We start from the raw sequence: 17,495 nt of genomic DNA, 5'->3' as shown, positions 1-17,495 counted from the left end.
GTTTTAACGAAAATAGGCAGCTAGTGCTGCCTATTTCATACTTTTTTCGGAATTATTGACCCGCTTTTAATTTCATAAAGTAATCTTCATACTGCACGGTTTTTTCACCAACGGCAGATTGCCATTCAACACGATCTAAATCATCTTGAGATGGGAAAAGAGCAGGGCTGTCTTTAAATTTCTCATTAGACGCTTTCACGCCGGTTAAATAACCCGTGTCGCGAGAAATTTGTTCTGCAATTTCTGGACGTAGCAAGAAATCGATCATCTTATGTGCAGCTTCTACGTTTTTGGCACCAGAACTGATAGCAAAGTTGTCAACCCAACCGATACCGCCTTCTTTAGGGAAAACAAGCTTAATTGGCAAGCCTTCTTTTTGCGCCGCTGCTGCAGAGCCATTCCACAGCATACCTAAGCCAACTTCACCAGAGAGGTAAGGAGCGGCAGGGTTATCTGAGTTAAATACCAATACATTAGGCATTAGTTTTTGCAGCTCAGCGTAGGCCTCATCAATTTGCTTTTCATCCGTAGTGTTACCTGAGTAACCTAACTTACGAAGGGCAATGTGGAATACCTCACGAGTATCATCCATCAACATTAGCTGGCCTTTCAACTCTGGGTTCCATAGGTCACCCCAGCTTTGGAAATCATTGGGATCGTACATATCGGTATTAACTGCAAGCCCAGTGATAGCAACCACATGTGGAATTGAATAATCATTATTTGGATCGTAAGGTTTATTCAAATAGTTGTTATCAAGGTTTTTAAAGTTGCTTAATTTAGACTTATCAATCTTTTGTAACATACCTTCATCGCGCATTTTAGAAACGAAGTAGGTGGATGGAACAACAAGATCATAACCTTGGTTGTGTGTTTTTAGCTTTGCATACAAAGTTTCATTCGACTCATAAGTTGAATAAATCACTTTGATGCCGGTCTCTTTAGTAAACTGCTCCAGAAGACCACTGTTAATGTACGGCCCCCAGTTCATGAATACTAGTTCCTTGTTTTCGTCCGCTGTTACTGCTCCAGAGAACAAAGAAAGCGCACATGCACTACCAGCTAATAGAGTAGCCCATTTTTTCATTGACGTTAGCTCCAAACCAAACGTTGCCTATTTTTAGGCGTTAGATAGAAAAACAGAATGACGATTTGTCATTCTGTTTCGCGTAATGTATTACAAGATGTCGATTCTACTTCACTTTTTCCCTTGCTAACAACTGTGATGTGATTACTAGAGCTAAAGAAACAACTAACATCACGGTCGCCAGAGCGTTAACTTCTGGGGAAATCCCGACTTTAACCATAGAATAAATCTTCAATGGTAAAATTTCGTAAGTAGGACCAGTCACAAACGAGCTAATGATCACATCATCTAATGACAATGTGAAGCTCAGTAACCAACCAGCCGCAACCGCCGGTTTCGCCAATGGCAAAATGATTTTGCTCAAAATCACCCATTCGCCAGCACCGAGATCTTTGGCCGCTTCGAGCATCTTTACATCAAATCCGTTGAGGCGGCTGTAAACAGCCACAACAACGAAAGGTAAACAAAATGTAATGTGTGCAATCAACAAGGTAAGGAAGCCTAGCTGAGCGCCTAAGACTAAGAATAGCGCAAGTAGCGAAATTGCCATGACAATATCTGGAGACATCATCACAATAAACAACATGCCATTAACTGCACGCTTACCTTTAAATTGATAACGAAAAAGGGCTACAGCCGTTAAACTGCCAATCACTGTCGCCGCTGTGGCTGAAAAAACCGCTACATTCAGCGAGTGCCATGCGGCTTGAACTAAGCTGTCGTTTGAAATTAGTGCGTGATACCACTTTGTAGTAAAACCACCCCATTTGATACCAAATTTATTGTCATTAAATGAGTTTACAATCAGCACTATGATCGGTAGGTATAGAAATATATACACTAAACTCATAAAGCTAAATCTAACTGTTTTGCCCATTAGTCTAGCTCCACTTTCTTATTCAATAACTTACCAGCGCGGTAGTATGCATAAAGCATTACAGCCATCGCCAGAGTCAAGGCAATACTGGTCGCGGCGCCAAATGGCCAATCACGAGCATTCAATACTTGGCTCTTAATCACGTTACCAATCAGCAGGTTTTTCGCGCCACCGAGTAAGTCCGCAATATAGAACATACCTAATGCTGGCAGTAATACCAATAAGCAACCGCCGATGATACCCGGCATGGTCAATGGCAATACTACCTTCAGCAAAGTTTGAAGCTTATTTGCCCCTAAATCTCGCGCGGCTTCAATGTAGGTATCGTCCAATTTTTCAATAGCAGAATAGAGCGGAAGAATCATAAAAGGCAGCAAGATGTAAACCAAGCCAATCATTACCGCTGTCTCGGTGTACATAATGCGCAGTGGTTTATCTATGACGTCTAAAGCCATTAAAGCTTGGTTTAGGATACCTTGCGTACCCAGCACTATTTTTAATCCGTAGGTACGGATAAGAGAGTTGGTCCAAAAAGGAACAATCACCAAAAACAGCATAATTGGGCGCCATTTTTGTGGCATTTTTGCGACAATATAGGCAAATGGATAACCAATAACCAAGCAGAGAAGGGTAGCCACAATTGCCATATAGAAAGAGTGCATGAGCACTTTGGCGTAAAGTGGATCCAATAGGCGTGTATAGTTATCAAGCGTGAAGGTCATTTCAATTAAGTTGGCTTCATCGCGAGTCAAAAAGCTAGTACCAATGATCATAACGTTAGGGATTAGCACAAACAGCACTAACCACCCAACAATCAATGTGATAATAGCATTTTGAAGATTAAGCTTCTTGCTCATCATCGAGTACTACCTCCCAGCTTTCAACCCAAGTGATAGCGACTTTCTGGCCGAGAGAATGGTCCACATCAGGATCATCTTCGTTAAAGAATTCGCTAACCGTCACGCGCATGCCTGATTCTTCAAGTTCGACTACAGATTCTAGAGTCATGCCTTTGTAGGTACGTTCTGTCACGTGTCCAACAATGCCTTTTTCTTCTGACTCTTTAATCTCTTCGATGCGAAGATCTTCAGGACGCAGCAAAACTTGTAGTTTGTGTCCGGGTTGTACATTTTGATCGTGGTAGACCACCGCTTCAACACCTTCGATATGTGCACGAATACGCTTATCGTCAATTCGTTCAATCGTTTCAGCATTAAATACGTTGATCTCACCGATGAAGCGAGCAACAAATAGGTTTTTAGGGTCTTCGTAAATTTCACGTGGAGAGCCATCTTGCTCAATTTTCCCTTCACGCATAACAATAATGCGATCCGACATTGATAAGGCTTCTTCTTGATCGTGCGTAACGAAGATAAAGGTGATCCCAAGCTGACGTTGAAGCTGCTTAAGCTCCATTTGCATCTGCTTACGCAGTTTATAGTCAAGCGCGGATAAAGATTCGTCTAGCAACAGAACCTTAGGTTTATTAACAACGGCACGCGCGATGGCGATACGTTGTTGTTGACCACCAGAAAGTTGACTTGGTTTACGCTGGGCCATCGCGTCGAGACGTACCATCCGCAGTGCTTCCATCACACGGGGTTCAATGTCAGCCGTTGGCACTTTTTGCATACGCAAACCAAACGCGACATTTTCAAATACGGTCATATGTGGGAAAAGTGCATAGCTTTGAAAGACGGTGTTAACGTGTCTCTGCTCAGCAGGAACTTTTGTAACATCTTGATTATCAAGAGTAATTGAACCTTGATCTGCGGTTTCAAAACCTGCAATCATTCTTAGTACTGTTGTCTTACCACAGCCAGAAGGACCAAGTATTGTTAAGAATTCGCCATGATTAACATCAAGGTTTAGGTTGCCAATGATTTCCTTACCATCGAAACTTTTACTGATACCAGAAAGACGAACTACTGGTTTTCCTACTGATTTTTTTACGTTCAACGTCTGTTTTTCTCCCACCTTGGTCTATAGGGATGCCTATCTTACGACCTGTCGCTATACACAATTGAGGCGCGCATCATAATCACCAAAAGAGTGAATTCAAAGCGTTTTCTTATATTGATACAGAAAAAGTTTTGTAGGTAGCAGTAAAGATTGATTACCATACAGAACTAACTAACTGTTCAATGCTTTCAAGTGGTTAATTATCAACCAAACACATAATAATGCAAGATCAGTTTAGGCTTCTGATTTTGGACTAGAGTGTATTGCAGTATAATGACAATAACTTTGTGACCCAAATACAGGCAACGTGCTTTTCCGTTGCCTAGGACATTTTATGAATAATGATATTGAAAAAGATTTCAATTTAGGCGGTAGTGTAGAGCATGCGCTCAAAGGAGATTACGAGCTAAAAGTCAACGCCGTGCTCAAAGAGGCATGGGAATGTACGATCAAGCAATTTATCTCCTTTTCTCCCTCCATCGTGATTCTTTTATTTGTGCAGCTCGCGATCTTCTATATTGCTTTAAAATTGCAACTGGGTGATCCATCACTAATCTTGGATGCGTTAAAAACACCAGAAGCTTTTACAGGCAATATTGTACAAGCTATTTTTGTGGCTAATTTTAGCTATGAGGTCGTTAGTGCACCTATTTATGCTGGCGTGAGCTTAATGGCGATGAGTCATGTCGCTGGGTTAAGAACGCAGCCAAGACATATAGGTAAGGGGTTACAGTTTACCATCCCAGTGATTTTAGCAACGCTATTCAGCTTATTACTGCAAGGTGTAGCAGGAATGATTTTCCCATTGCTATCAATGTATTTGAGTATTGCGTTTAGCCAATCCATCTTATTGATCTGCGAAAAACGGGTTCCACCCATGCAATCACTGCTGTTATCCTTACGCGCAGTCAATAAAAAAATCGTTCCTATTACTGTGATTTATTCCGTGATAATGCTGATGTTCGTTGCCGCCGCGCTCTTTTATGGGATAGGTTTCATTTTTGTATTGCCTTTCTTCTTCCATGCTAAAGGGATTATTTATCGCAATATGTTCGGCATCAAACTAAAGATCATAGCGACTAATCAATCCGACAATAATCCAAACTCTCAGGTGTTCAATGCGTAAAATAATCTTACTTACCGCCATCTCGCTCGTGGTGGTGAGTTGCAGCGTTTACTACGTCAAGCAAACCTCAATTGAGACGACGGTTAAAAGCGACACTCCATCTTTACAAGGAGCAAGTGTCATTGGCAAAGCACCTGACTTCTCAGCCATCGCTGATGTTCGAGAGAAAAAGCGTGCTTTTTTTTCTTTCTTGAAACCAGGTATCGCTTGGGAAAATAGACGTATTTTTCAAGAGCGTGAGATATTAGAGAGGATTGCACAGCATCATCTAAGCAACCAGATAGCTAAAAGTGACTATAGTGAGGCGCAAAAACTCTCTAAGCTATACGAAGTTTCGATTCCTGTAGAGGGCATAACTAGCGCATGGTTAGAAAACATGCTGCATCGAGTTGACGTTTTACCCGAAGCGTTAGTCTTGACCCAGGCAGCAAATGAATCGGCTTGGGGAACATCTCGCTTTGCAACTGAAGGAAACAACTATTTGGGTCAATGGTGTTACAGTGTAGGGTGTGGGTTGGTGCCTTTGCAACGAGTGGAAGGTATGACTCACGAAGTGGCCAGTTTTGGTTCTGTTCAAGAGTCAATCCACGGTTACTTCATGAATGTGAACCGCAACTCCGCTTATCATGATTTACGAGAGATTCGTTTTCGATTAAGAAAAAATAATGCCGATTTATTGAGTGCCGACAGTGCCATGGAGATGACAAATGGCTTACTGAAATACTCAGAGCGCGGAGAAGCTTATGTGCAAGATCTTCAATCTATGATGCGTCACAACCAGCCTTTCTGGACAGAATAATAATGAAAAAAAGAACGCTTACCTTATTACTGACAACGCTATGCCTTGCTAACGCATTTCCCGTTAACGCTCAAGAGTATATGTTTACATACTCCAAGTTGTTTTCAGCAATGAAAAATAACGTGAAAGAAGAGTACCCCAATGTCAAAGTCGCTTATTATTTCCTTAATGACAATACCAAACAGCTCTGCCCAATAGAGAAGGCTTGGATGGAAAAAGAAAAGCACTATGAAACGTTGAAAGTCAGTAGCAACCACGAGCTACTACTTCCTTTAGACGATCATTTACGGCAAGCGAATCCGTTAGTGTTTGTCGATACTCCTGAAGATATGCGTTGTGACTTTTCGACTGTTGTTATGGCAAAAGAGCAGTTCAAAGGGGAAATATCTTACCAACAGGTCGCCATCTTATTACCCCAGATGCAAAAATTGCTGGAAGAGCTCGGCGGGATGTTTGCGAGTTGGTTCACACCCGATGTTTCTGGTGTCACACTCGAATTTACCAATAATTTGAATTCGGTCATTCAGTTGAGTAACGGCGAAACCATTAACATAGAAAATGGCAAAGCCCAAGTGGACCTCAGTCAACTGGGTGAAGGTGGATCGATGCAGTTGCCACAAGAAACGGTTCGCGTGTTACCTTATCTTCCCAAAGCGAAACATTAGATATGTTGGGCTAATATCAATAGGGCTGCATTCGAAGCCCTTACTCGTTTTATCATCAAAGATTGGTGACATCCAACTTCAACCTAGGATCAAACTCCATCACGCTATCCTCATCTTCGAGCGCTAGGATTGGCATCTCTTCTTTATCAAAACCAATGTCGCCGCCATTAATAACGCCTGAATCACGGTTAATCGACTTAAAGTCAAACAACTTGAAATCAGCCAAATGGCTAGGCACTACATTTTGCATTGCACTAAACATGGTCTCGATGCGCCCAGGGAACTGTTTATCCCAGCCATTTAGCATTTGCTTAATGTTTTGACGTTGCATGTTTGGCTGAGAGCCACATAGATTACATGGAATAATCGGATACTCTCGCATGTTCGCATATTTGATAATGTCTTTTTCACGACAGTAGGCTAGAGGGCGAATTACCACATGTTCACCGTTATCAGAGACAAGTTTAGGTGGCATTCCTTTGATCTTACCACCATAAAACATATTCAAAAATAGCGTTTCTAGAATGTCGTCACGGTGATGGCCTAACGCAATTTTCGTCGCACCGAGTTCTTTGGCTGTACGGTACAAAATGCCGCGGCGTAAGCGTGAACAAAGAGAGCAGGTGGTTTTCCCTTCAGGAATCTTATCTTGAACAATAGAATACGTATCTTCTTCGACAATTTTATATTCAACGCCTAGCTGCTCTAAGTACTGCGGCAGAATGTGTTCAGGAAATCCGGGCTGTTTCTGATCAAGATTCACGGCAATAAGCTCAAAGCTAACAGGGGCACTTTTCTGAAGGCTCATTAGAATATCCAGCATGGTAAAGCTATCTTTACCGCCAGAAAGACATACCATAATACGGTCGCCATCTTCAATCATATTAAAGTCAGCAATGGCTTGACCCGTATTACGACGAATGCGCTTCTGAAGTTTATTGAAATTATATTGTTGAGCTTTGGTGCGCTCTTGAATTTGCTCACTCATCAGTGTCTGGTCTTTAATCTTTAAACAAAATAAAGTGCGTATGATACGGATAAATAGCACAGATGCTAGATCTAACAATCAAGGAAGATAAAAAATCGCCCTGTCTATGACGAGGGCGATTAGGTGAACAATCTGGTTTGTTAAATAGAGGTTCTAGGATCTAAAGGGCTTACATAGCCATGAGGCTTTAATGCTAATACATCACAATTAATTTTATCGATGACTTGCTCTGCCGTGTTGCCAATAAATACTGCCGATAACCCCGTGCGCCCTGTCGTACCAAGAATAACCATCGCCGCATTGAGCTTTTCAGCTGCTTGAGGAATGACGTCTTCAGGTAAGCCTTGTTCTACAAGTGTTTGAGATTCATCTATACCATGCTTTTGTCGCAATGCCTTCATTGCCATCAAGTGGTGACCACGAACAGCATCAGTGTAGGTCATTGGATCAAACTCGGGCAGCTCAATGGTAATATTTGCTGGCGTAATAGGGTATGAATTGACCAGATAAGGCGTCGCGTCTAAACGGGTGGTGAGGCTTATTAGTTGCTCAACCATGCAATCATTTAAATCAATATGAGCCGGATTTTCTGACCCCACATGTACCGAAGCGATTATATTCGCATTCTGTGGCCAATCTGAATTTTTAACCAACAGCACCGGGGTTGGGCATTTACGCAATAAGTGCCAATCTGTCGGTGTGAAAATAACGGATTCAAGGACATCATGCTTGCGCGTCCCTTTGATCAGAATGTCATGTTCTCCGTAAAAGATCTCAGCAATAATGGCCTCATAAGGGCGGTTATGCCACACCACTTTTACTTCAAATTCAATCGAACTATCAATATACGGCTCAGCTACTTTCCTCATCCATTGCTCGCGCTGATGGATAACACCACGCCGCATAGCATCACGTTCATCAACAGAGAGCATCGACGTCATGTCATAAGAAAAATCATAAATAGATAAAAAAAATGTAATGTGGCTAGAAGAAGTGCTTTGCTGTGCTAACTGTATGGCTCTGGCAAGGGCGGGTTGCTCATCGTGGTTGATGTCAGCTACCACCAGAATCTTGCTATAAATACTCATATCGACTCCTTAATTATGGAGGAGGGCGTTAGAGTTACTTTAGCTCATAACCAGTGAGATTTTTAGAAAAAAAGAGAGTTTTTAACAGAAGTATGACGTAGCTCATTTAAGAGCTACCTCATTGAAGTTACTTAGTTTCTTTAGATACGCCTGCCAGTTCCATCAGTTGGTCATGGTCAAGGATTGTGATGTATTTGCCTTTGACACTGAGGATTTCAGACTTCTGAAAACGGCCGAGTAGACGACTGATCGTTTCAACAGTGAGACCAAGATAGTTACCGATATCACCACGAGTCATTGTCAGACGAAACTCTCTAGGGCTAAAGCCACGCTGAGAGAAACGAGTCGACAAGTTATAAAGAAAAGCCGCTAATCTTTCCTCCGCATTCTTTTTAGATAGCAGAAGAATCATCTCTTGGTCGCCCTTAATTTCATTACTCATCAAACGCATAATTTGCTGACGTAACTTAGGCATTTTACCCGAAAGATCATCAAGAATTTCATAGGGTATTTCGCATACCATTGATGTTTCTAGGGCCTGAGCAAAGCTAGGATGAGAATCATCAGTGATCGCGTCAAAACCAACTAAATCACCCGCTAGATGAAACGCTGTAATTTGTTCATCACCTTGCTCAGTAATCGTATAACTTTTAATTGTACCTGAGCGAATAGCGTAGAGAGACTTAAGGTCGTCACCAGCTTTAAATAGCTCTTGGCCCTTTTGGATAGGTTTTTTACGCTCAATAATTTGATCAAGTTGATCAAGTTCAGATTCATTGAGAGTAAAAGGAATACAAAGCTGGCTAATGCTGCAGTCTTGACAGTGAATTGCACAACCACCAGATTGAATGCGCTTTGCCGCTGGCTTATCAGAAATCATAACAACCTTTCACTTTTTGATGTACATCAATATTTTAGCATCCATTACCCCTAAAGGATAGTGAAAAAAGGTGCCATAAATCAGACAACTACCATGTAGATGACAAAATACTCACTGCTCCATAAGCCGTGTATAGACCATAGAGTATGATAAAAATCGCAGCAAAATGACGAAATAGCAATGATTGTTGAATGTTCTTCAAACGGGTCGCGCCATAACCAACGAGAAGCATCGCAGGCAAGGTTCCCAAACCAAAAGAGGCCATAACAAGTGCCCCAGACAGCGCACTACCGGACACAACGGACCAGGTCAACACAGAGTAAACTAGCCCGCAAGGTAACCATCCCCAAATAAACCCAAAAGGGAGAGCGAACCATGTTTTCTTAAGCGGGAGCAATGATTGCCCAAAAGGCGAAATAAAACTCCAGATTTTGTGCCCAATTTTCTCAAGCTTTAATAGACCAAACCACCAACGCCCAACATACAATCCAAGTACAATCATTAGGCCTGCCGCAATGAGCCGCAACCAAATCAACGCATGATTAAGTGTAGAAAATTCGGATAGCGAGGCGGCGAGGCCTCCTAATAAACCGCCAAACAGCATATAGCTGGCAATACGCCCAAGGTTGTAAAAAACAAGCAGTATTGGGAGCCGATCACTGCGTTTTTCACCTAAGGTCAAAAGAGAAGCAATTCCGCCACACATCCCCATACAGTGGCCAGCCCCAAGTAAACCGATAAAGAAGGCGCCAATCCAATCTGCGGTCATTTGTCCTCTTCTTTTGATGAGGTAAGTTCATCTTCATCAAACAAAATATTATGTCCTTGGCGTTCTAAATCTTCAAACTGTTCACTCTTTACTGCCCATAAAAAGATAACGATAGCGATTGTAACCAAAATGATGGCAATGGGGATCAATATATAAAGACTTTCCATCTACTTGCCCCTATTTTTGAGTAATCGAAGAGAATTAGATACCACGATAATCGAACTCGCCGACATACCCACAACAGCAATGTAAGGAGCAACCAGCCCCGCAACGGCGAGTGGCAAAACAATAATATTGTATCCAAGTGACCACGCTAAATTTTCCCGAATGATTTTACGAGCTTTTAACGCTAAGCTTCTGGCTTCCAATAATCTATCGAGTCTATCTCCAAGTAAAACCATATCAGCAGATGCTTTTGCGACATCGGTTCCACCGCCCATGGCTACTGATAAGTGCGCACCTGCAAGCGTTGGCGCATCATTAATACCATCGCCAATCATCATGGTGATATCATCATGTGGTAACGACTTTAAGTAACTCAGTTTATCTTCTGGTTTGGCATTCGATACGACAATATCGATATCCATTTCAGCGGCCACACTTTGGGCATTGACTTGAGAATCCCCCGTTAATAGCGTGATTTTAATGCCTTCCTGATGAAAACGATCGATAAATTGCTTCGCTTCACTACGGATAGGATCACGGTACGTGAAGGTTGCCACGTGGTGCCCTTTGAGCGACATATAAATACGATTTTCTCGAGCGTCACTGTTATCGTTCAAAACAAATTCGGCGCTGCCAATACGAACATCGCCTCCTAAATAATGACCTTGAATACCAGACCCAATCATATTCTGCACATGCTCAACATGAAACTCGTCATTACGATATTGCGCAAACGCTCTGGCAATGGGGTGATTGGCATGATGCTCCAAAGCAGCCGCTAGCGCCAAACAATGGCTTTTATCCATATCACCATGCAACTCAACGTCACTAATTTCGATATCACCACGGGTCAACGTTCCCGTTTTATCAATAATCAAATGGTTAACTTTGCAAAGTGTTTCAAAAACATGGTTTTTTCTCAATAAAATACCAAAGTCACCCATTCGTGATGTGGCGCAGGTGATGGCTGTGGGGGTAGCAAGAGAAAGCGCGCACGGGCAGGTTGCCACCAAGACCGCTAACATGATCCAAAATGCATCTTCAGGTTTTGTCTGGTGCCAATAAAACCAAGTGGCTGCTGCAATAATCAAAATTACAGCTACAAAATATCTCGCGACAATATCTGCAATTTCTGCAATCTTAGGCTTAGACATTTGAGCTTCATCTTGCAGTTTAACGATATTGGAAATAACGGAATCTGCTTTAGATGCAGTAACTTCCAACTCGAAAGACTCATCGCCATTTAATGTGCCAGCAAAAACAGCATCACCGACTTTTTTGACAACTGGTACTGATTCACCGGTCAACATTGATTCATTAATATGAATACGCCCATTCAACACTCTACCATCAGCAGGGACATGCTCTCCAGGCAACACTCGAACTCGATCACCAAGAGCCAGCGTTTTTACAGGCACTTGACGGCCATCCAGCGTAGTTGCAATCGCAGGGATCAATTTCAGTAAATTGCCGCTAGCCGCAGCGGCTTTTCTGCGCGCTCGCATTTCCAAAAATCGTCCAACCAGTAAAAAAAAGGTGAACATTGAAATGGATTCAAAAAAGACTTCGCCTTGTTCAGTCACTGTCGCTATCAGACTAGCAACGTACGCAAAAATAAGAGCTATAGAAACAGGGACATCCATACCCAGTGTTCTAGCCCTAATGCTTCGCCAAGCATTGAGGTAGAAGGGAAGAGCAGAGTATAAAAGCACTGGGGTTGCAAAGATCAAGCTAACCCAACGAAAATAATTGCGAAACTCAGAATCAAGATCACCGAAGACCTCAAGATAGAGCGCCACAGCAAGCATCATCACTTGCATGGTGGCTAAACCTGCAATACCCAAGCGGTAAAGATATTGCTTCATTGATTGATGGTAGGCTGCCTCATGTGCGTCTGCTTCAAAAGGGGCAGCCTTATAACCTAATTTATGAATAGTCGAAAGTAATTCACTGAGTCGCGTTTGTGTCTTATCCCAACTGAGCAGAGCTCGGTTAGTAGTGGTATTGACCCTTATCGAAATCACTCCCTTTTTATGAGAGAGTTGTTTTTCAATTAACCAAGCACAAGCCGCACAGGAAACTCCTTCTACCGATAACGTCACTTCTGACGTTTCGTTGTCGTTACGAACAAACTCTGCTTGTACGTCGTCATTATCATAATGAATGAGTGCTTTGAGCTGCTCTGGTACAAGCTCCACTTTATCCGCAGTGCTCGTTCGGTATTGGTAATAAGAGACTAGGCCGCTATCTACAATGGTTTTAGCCACTGTTTCACAGCCAAGACAACACATATCTCTGCTTTCACCTAGAATATCGAGTTTATAATCTGTGTTGGCTGGTACATCTTCACCACAGTGGTAACACGCTTTGCACATAGTTTAATTCATTAATTGAGCAGAAGTTGGCATTGGAAACGTTACTCGACCTTGGATTAACCACTCCTCATTGTGAGGAGTGAGTTCGATGAACCAAGGGCCTTGTAACGGGGCAGGCAGGGTAATGCGATATATACCTTGTGCATCCGATGCGACAAGTTGTGTGAAATCACGGTCTGGCAGTGTCCGATGAGCAAACATCATTTGAATCGCAGGATAGTGCTCAAGCTCACCTTTATTAAATTTGAAGATAATATCATTACCTTCAGAATAGACTTCCGCGCTTAGCTTTAATGCTTTAGCTTGGTTAATCTTAGATAGATCAATATTAATGCCTTTGCCTTTTTTGTAGTAATCCTCTGTCACCAGTGACACTGAATTCTGAGAAAAGACGATAACCGTTGCAATCGTCCATATCACCACAGTTAACGGTAAGATGATCAGAAACCACGGCCAGAATTGTTTATACCAAGGAGTTACCATAAAAAAGTTCTCAACAGAAAAATAAATAAGGCTTATTAAAAAAAGAAGAAAGGCAGCTCTAACAAAGAGCTGCCTTTGTTGTGCAATTAGTTCTCTGTATTACTTAAGCTCCAAACGTAAGCTGCAACCAGTTGAACTTTATCTTCACCGAGAATGTCGTTCCAAGCAGGCATAACGCCAGAGCGACCATGCATTACGACATCCGTGACCTCAGCGCGTGAATCGCCAAATAGCCAGTCGTTGTCAGTAAGATCAGGTGCTCCAAACGCAGGATTACCTTTACCATCCGTACCATGACAAGCGGCGCAAACAACGAAGCGTGCTTTACCTGCTTCCGCTTCTCGAGCGTTCACAGAACGCCCAGAAAGGCTTAAGGTATAACTCACCACTTCCTTCACACCTTGCTCACCGAGGACATCTTTCCAAGCTGGCATTTGTCCAATACGACCATGGCGGATAGTGGTCACAATCGCTTCTGGTTCACCACCATATAACCAAGCATTATCGGTTAGATTTGGAAAACCTTTCTGACCACGAGCATCAGAACCATGGCACTGAGAGCAGTTTTGTAAGAATAAACGCTGACCAACCTTCAACGCATCAGAATCTGCTGCAATTTCAGGAATAGGGCGTAAATCAGAACCACCGCCAGTATAAGCTAAGCGTTTAAATGCTTCACCGAAGTAGGTATTTGCATCATCTAGCTCTTTTGCGTACTGTACTAACACTTTATTGTTTTGTGCGTTTGCAATCGAGGCTTTCGACTCATCAAGAGAGCGAATGGTTTGATCTGAACTTTGCCAACCAAGGACACCTTTAAAACTACCTAGCCCTGGATAGAGGGTCAGATAAATAGCGGCAAAAATAAACGTACTAATAAAAAGATAGGTCCACCATTTAGGCAGAGGATTGTTGAGCTCACGAATACCATCGTATTCATGGCCCATATCTGAGCCTTCTTCCACTCCCATTTTGTCTTTTAAACACCAAACGAGCAGAATCGCACAGCCAAGCAAAGTTCCCACCGTAATAATGATGACCCATAGACTCCAAAATGTCGTCATTGTTTAGTCACTCCTTGTTCCTTAGAGGATTTTGGCTGTTCATCGGCAAAAATGAGGTTAGCCGCTTCATCGAAACGAGCTTTACGGTTTTTACCATAGGCCCACCATACTACGCCTATAAAACAGACGAACAGCACTATGGTCCAAATACTGTGAATAGTACCGATATCCATAACTACCCCTTACTTCATTGCGTGACCAAGAGATTGAAGATAAGAAATGATTGCATCCATTTCAGTTTTTCCTTCCACATCTTTGGCTGCGTTCGTGATTTGTTCATCCGTATACGGTACACCGAATTGGTTACGGAAGAGCTCAAGTTTACTTTGGGTTAACTTGCCATCTAAAACGTTTTTCGCTAACCAAGGGAAACCGGGCATATTCGATTCTGGTACAAGTTCACGTGGATCAATAAGATGCACACGGTGCCATTCATCAGAATAACGACCACCCACACGAGCCAAATCAGGCCCAGTACGTTTTGACCCCCATAAAAATGGATGTTCCCATACACTCTCACCAGCAACAGAATAATGACCGTAGCGTTCTGTTTCAGAACGGAATGGACGAATCATCTGGCTATGGCAAACGTTACAACCTTCACGAATATAGATATCGCGACCTTCAAGTTGCAAAGCCGTGTATGGTTTCAAGTTTTCCACTGGCTCAGTTGTTTGCTTTTGAAAAATCAATGGCGTTATTTCCACCAAAGCTCCCCAGCTAATAGCGAAAATGATGAAAATAGCCAACAAACCCACATTACGCTCAATGATCCCATGGCGATTTTTAGAATTAGAACTCATTCTTTCAATCTCCTTATGCCGGTTGTGGGATAGCTTTCAAGCTATCATTAGGTGCGCTGATGGTTTTATACGTGTTGTAAGCCATTAGGAACATACCTGCTAAGAAGATAAATCCACCAATAAATCGAACAGTATAGAACGGGTAGGAGGCTTGAACTGACTCAACAAAACTGTAAGTTAATGTACCGTCTGAGTTAACAGCACGCCACATCAAGCCTTGCATTACACCTGAAATCCACATAGCAACAATGTAGAGCACCGTACCAATAGTCGCTAACCAGAAGTGAGCATTGATCAGACCAACAGAGTACATACGCTCTTGGTTAAATAGGCGAGGAATTAAATGGTACACCGAACCAATTGATACCATTGCAACCCAACCTAGAGCGCCTGAATGCACGTGACCAATGGTCCAGTCGGTGTAGTGTGACAGTGCGTTAACCGTCTTAATCGACATCATTGGTCCTTCAAACGTAGACATTCCGTAGAATGACAATGAAACGATTAGGAATCGTAAGATTGGATCATAGCGCAGTTTATGCCAAGCACCAGATAACGTCATTATCCCGTTGATCATTCCACCCCATGAAGGAGCGAACAACACTAACGACATCACCATACCAAGTGACTGAGTCCAGTCAGGCAGGGCAGTGTAGTGTAAATGGTGCGGACCAGCCCAAATGTAAAGAGAGATCAAAGCCCAAAAGTGAACAATCGATAAACGGTATGAATAAACAGGGCGTTCAGCTTGTTTCGGTACAAAGTAATACATCATACCAAGGAAACCAGCAGTAAGCAGAAAACCCACCGCATTGTGACCGTACCACCACTGAACCATAGCATCCACCGCCCCAGCATAAACTGAATAGGATTTACCCATAGAAACCGGGATGGCCATGCTATTTACAATATGAAGCACAGCAACAGTAAGGATAAAGGCTCCGAAGAACCAGTTTGCCACATAGATATGCGCCGTCTTACGTTTGACGAGTGTTCCAAAAAACACTATCGCATAAGATACCCATACAAGAGCAATGGCGATATCAATTGGCCATTCTAGTTCCGCGTATTCTTTACCTGAGGTATAACCCAAAGGTAAAGTTATTGCTGCAGATAAAATAATGGCTTGCCATCCCCAAAAAGTGAAGGGCACGAGAGGGCCACCAAATAGACGAGTTTGACAAGTACGCTGAACAACATAATAAGATGTTGCAAAGAGTGCACTTGTACCAAACGCAAAAATAACCGCATTAGTATGCAGTGGACGTAAGCGACTGTACGTCAACCACGGCGTATCAAAGTTTAGCTGTGGCCAAACTAATTGAGCGGCAATCAAAACACCTACAGCCATACCAACAATACCCCAGAGAATAGTCACTAAGGTAAATTGCCGAACAACTGTATAGTTATAGTTTTGTTCAAGCTGCTTTTCTTGGCTCATTTGCATGCTTCCAATTTCTAATTAACTATACTTTACTTCCAACACGACACATGTCGTAATGCCCCCAAATCCACAATAGAAATACTGCTTTATCAGAACGTTACTATCTATTGCTGACTTTAAAAAAAAGTGGCATTTTCAACCGACAATTATACTGCAATTAACAATTCAATGACAGAGTAGTAACCTTACTGTTGTTCAGGATTTGGCCTTTTATTTCAAAACTTTGAAGTTTGTTACACGAGGAAGGAAGCATCATGGCTTCAGAAAAGCTTACAAAACACAGGCTTGCTCAAATATTAATCACATTGCTCATTCTTTTGGTCGCTTTTTTCTGGAGGACTTTTTCTTATCAAAACGTCGACATAACGAGCTGCACCGCAGCACCAAATTGTTCTGCAATTGTAAATGAACAGGAAACCATAGTGATTAAAAATGATACGAACTTAAACTTTTGTGATAATAACTAGAATGAAATCTTCGATTATCAGACTAGTTATTAGGTATTTTATGGTAAATCGTAGTTATGTTTAATGAACATCGACTCAGAAAGCAAAGGTACCTTTGCTGAACTATATTTAACATAACATACATAATGCGCACTGTAATATAGCTTCAGTGTTTATGACGCGCTTACTTTGTGCGTGGTAATGTGTTCCCGAGAGAATCGACGTGGCGCTACGCTTGCCTCCCCGTCCGATTCTCTCTCTAGCCGAATAAGTCTAATATTTGGACAAGAGTACACTATTAAAGATAGTGTACTCGCCCTGCTTTCTCCTTCCTCCTCCTCCTCAGTCTTCGTCGTCGTGCGTCCGTCGTCATTGGGCAATATACAGTGACCGTGGAAGTGATTTAGGGCGGTGAAATTCCGCTTCCTCGCGCTCGACTGCATATTTCGGAGCATTCCGATCAGTCATTTCGGG

18 protein-coding genes and 1 pseudogene are annotated in these 17,495 nt (G+C 42.4%); 4 read left to right on the top strand and 15 right to left on the bottom strand.

Going from position 1 to position 17,495, the window contains the following annotated elements; translation table 11 throughout:
* Nucleotides 1–52: 52 nt before the first annotated feature.
* The 4 genes from VOR_RS0113715 to potA form a co-directional block, all read right to left on the bottom strand.
* The gene (locus tag VOR_RS0113715) at nucleotides 53–1,087 is read right to left on the bottom strand and encodes an extracellular solute-binding protein (RefSeq protein WP_029388221.1); all 1,035 of its coding nucleotides are present in this window, start codon (nucleotides 1,085–1,087) and stop codon (nucleotides 53–55) included.
* 106 nt (nucleotides 1,088–1,193) lie between these two features.
* Complete coding sequence (potC, locus tag VOR_RS0113710) at nucleotides 1,194–1,964, bottom strand: spermidine/putrescine ABC transporter permease PotC (RefSeq protein WP_010320266.1); 771 nt, start codon at nucleotides 1,962–1,964, stop codon at nucleotides 1,194–1,196.
* Complete coding sequence (gene potB / locus VOR_RS0113705) at nucleotides 1,964–2,821, bottom strand: spermidine/putrescine ABC transporter permease PotB (protein ID WP_010320265.1); 858 nt, start codon at nucleotides 2,819–2,821, stop codon at nucleotides 1,964–1,966. Before potB ends, potC begins: the two co-directional genes overlap by 1 nt.
* Nucleotides 2,805–3,941, bottom strand: coding sequence for a spermidine/putrescine ABC transporter ATP-binding protein PotA (gene potA / locus VOR_RS0113700; protein ID WP_010320264.1), 1,137 nt, complete (start codon nucleotides 3,939–3,941; stop codon nucleotides 2,805–2,807). Before potA ends, potB begins: the two co-directional genes overlap by 17 nt.
* A 319-nt stretch (nucleotides 3,942–4,260) precedes the next feature.
* On the opposite strand from potA, the gene VOR_RS0113695 reads away from it, so the two are divergent.
* The 3 genes from VOR_RS0113695 to VOR_RS0113685 are packed head-to-tail and all read left to right on the top strand — an operon-like array spanning nucleotide 4,261 to nucleotide 6,516.
* Nucleotides 4,261–5,052 carry a DUF2189 domain-containing protein gene (locus VOR_RS0113695; protein ID WP_010320263.1) on the top strand — a complete coding sequence of 264 codons (792 nt, stop codon included), beginning with the start codon at nucleotides 4,261–4,263 and terminating at the stop codon, nucleotides 5,050–5,052.
* On the top strand, nucleotides 5,045–5,851 hold the full coding sequence (locus VOR_RS0113690) for a glucosaminidase domain-containing protein (RefSeq protein WP_010320262.1): 807 nt from the start codon (nucleotides 5,045–5,047) through the stop codon (nucleotides 5,849–5,851). The genes VOR_RS0113695 and VOR_RS0113690 overlap by 8 nt, the downstream gene beginning before the upstream one ends.
* Nucleotides 5,852–5,853: 2 nt before the next feature.
* Nucleotides 5,854–6,516, top strand: coding sequence for a DUF2987 domain-containing protein (locus VOR_RS0113685; protein ID WP_010320261.1), 663 nt, complete (start codon nucleotides 5,854–5,856; stop codon nucleotides 6,514–6,516).
* Nucleotides 6,517–6,571: 55 nt separating this feature from the next.
* On the opposite strand, the gene ttcA is transcribed toward VOR_RS0113685, so the two are convergent.
* The 11 genes from ttcA to ccoN form a co-directional block, all read right to left on the bottom strand.
* Nucleotides 6,572–7,504 (bottom strand): tRNA 2-thiocytidine(32) synthetase TtcA, encoded by a 933-nt coding sequence (gene ttcA / locus VOR_RS0113680; RefSeq protein WP_010320260.1) that lies wholly within the window; start codon nucleotides 7,502–7,504, stop codon nucleotides 6,572–6,574.
* Between the two features lie 140 nt (nucleotides 7,505–7,644).
* Nucleotides 7,645–8,592, bottom strand: coding sequence for a universal stress protein UspE (gene uspE, locus VOR_RS0113675; RefSeq protein WP_010320259.1), 948 nt, complete (start codon nucleotides 8,590–8,592; stop codon nucleotides 7,645–7,647).
* A 127-nt stretch (nucleotides 8,593–8,719) separates the two neighbouring features.
* A complete protein-coding gene (fnr, locus tag VOR_RS0113670; protein WP_010320258.1) occupies nucleotides 8,720–9,472 on the bottom strand; it encodes a fumarate/nitrate reduction transcriptional regulator Fnr in 753 nt (250 codons plus the stop codon).
* An 88-nt stretch (nucleotides 9,473–9,560) separates the two neighbouring features.
* Entirely contained in the window at nucleotides 9,561–10,241 is a 681-nt protein-coding gene (locus tag VOR_RS0113665; RefSeq protein WP_010320257.1) for a sulfite exporter TauE/SafE family protein, read from the bottom strand.
* Nucleotides 10,238–10,408, bottom strand: coding sequence for a cbb3-type cytochrome oxidase assembly protein CcoS (ccoS, locus tag VOR_RS0113660; RefSeq protein ID WP_010320256.1), 171 nt, complete (start codon nucleotides 10,406–10,408; stop codon nucleotides 10,238–10,240). The genes VOR_RS0113665 and ccoS overlap by 4 nt, the downstream gene beginning before the upstream one ends.
* Nucleotides 10,409–12,781: a heavy metal translocating P-type ATPase gene (locus VOR_RS0113655; RefSeq protein WP_010320255.1), complete on the bottom strand. Its 2,373-nt coding sequence runs from the start codon at nucleotides 12,779–12,781 to the stop codon at nucleotides 10,409–10,411. It abuts the gene before it with no gap.
* Between the two features lie 3 nt (nucleotides 12,782–12,784).
* Nucleotides 12,785–13,264, bottom strand: a complete 480-nt coding sequence (locus tag VOR_RS0113650; RefSeq protein ID WP_010320254.1) for a FixH family protein — start codon at nucleotides 13,262–13,264, stop codon at nucleotides 12,785–12,787.
* Between the two features lie 86 nt (nucleotides 13,265–13,350).
* Nucleotides 13,351–14,328: a cytochrome-c oxidase, cbb3-type subunit III gene (gene ccoP, locus VOR_RS0113645; protein ID WP_010320253.1), complete on the bottom strand. Its 978-nt coding sequence runs from the start codon at nucleotides 14,326–14,328 to the stop codon at nucleotides 13,351–13,353.
* Nucleotides 14,325–14,501 (bottom strand): CcoQ/FixQ family Cbb3-type cytochrome c oxidase assembly chaperone, encoded by a 177-nt coding sequence (locus VOR_RS0113640; protein WP_010320252.1) that lies wholly within the window; start codon nucleotides 14,499–14,501, stop codon nucleotides 14,325–14,327. Before VOR_RS0113640 ends, ccoP begins: the two co-directional genes overlap by 4 nt.
* A gap of 9 nt (nucleotides 14,502–14,510) precedes the next feature.
* Nucleotides 14,511–15,131, bottom strand: coding sequence for a cytochrome-c oxidase, cbb3-type subunit II (ccoO, locus tag VOR_RS0113635; protein ID WP_010320251.1), 621 nt, complete (start codon nucleotides 15,129–15,131; stop codon nucleotides 14,511–14,513).
* A 13-nt stretch (nucleotides 15,132–15,144) separates the two neighbouring features.
* Nucleotides 15,145–16,572 carry a cytochrome-c oxidase, cbb3-type subunit I gene (gene ccoN / locus VOR_RS0113630; protein ID WP_010320250.1) on the bottom strand — a complete coding sequence of 476 codons (1,428 nt, stop codon included), beginning with the start codon at nucleotides 16,570–16,572 and terminating at the stop codon, nucleotides 15,145–15,147.
* Nucleotides 16,573–16,829: 257 nt separating this feature from the next.
* Here ccoN and VOR_RS19155 point away from each other — a divergent pair.
* Nucleotides 16,830–17,024 (top strand): annotated as a pseudogene (locus VOR_RS19155) (hypothetical protein); the annotation flags it as partial.
* Nucleotides 17,025–17,495: the final 471 nt, after the last annotated feature.

Origin of the sequence: Vibrio ordalii ATCC 33509, assembly GCA_000257205.1 — a bacterium.
In the GTDB taxonomy this organism is placed as follows: Bacteria; Pseudomonadota; Gammaproteobacteria; order Enterobacterales; family Vibrionaceae; genus Vibrio; species Vibrio ordalii.
This window is presented reverse-complemented; position numbering and strand designations above follow the sequence as displayed.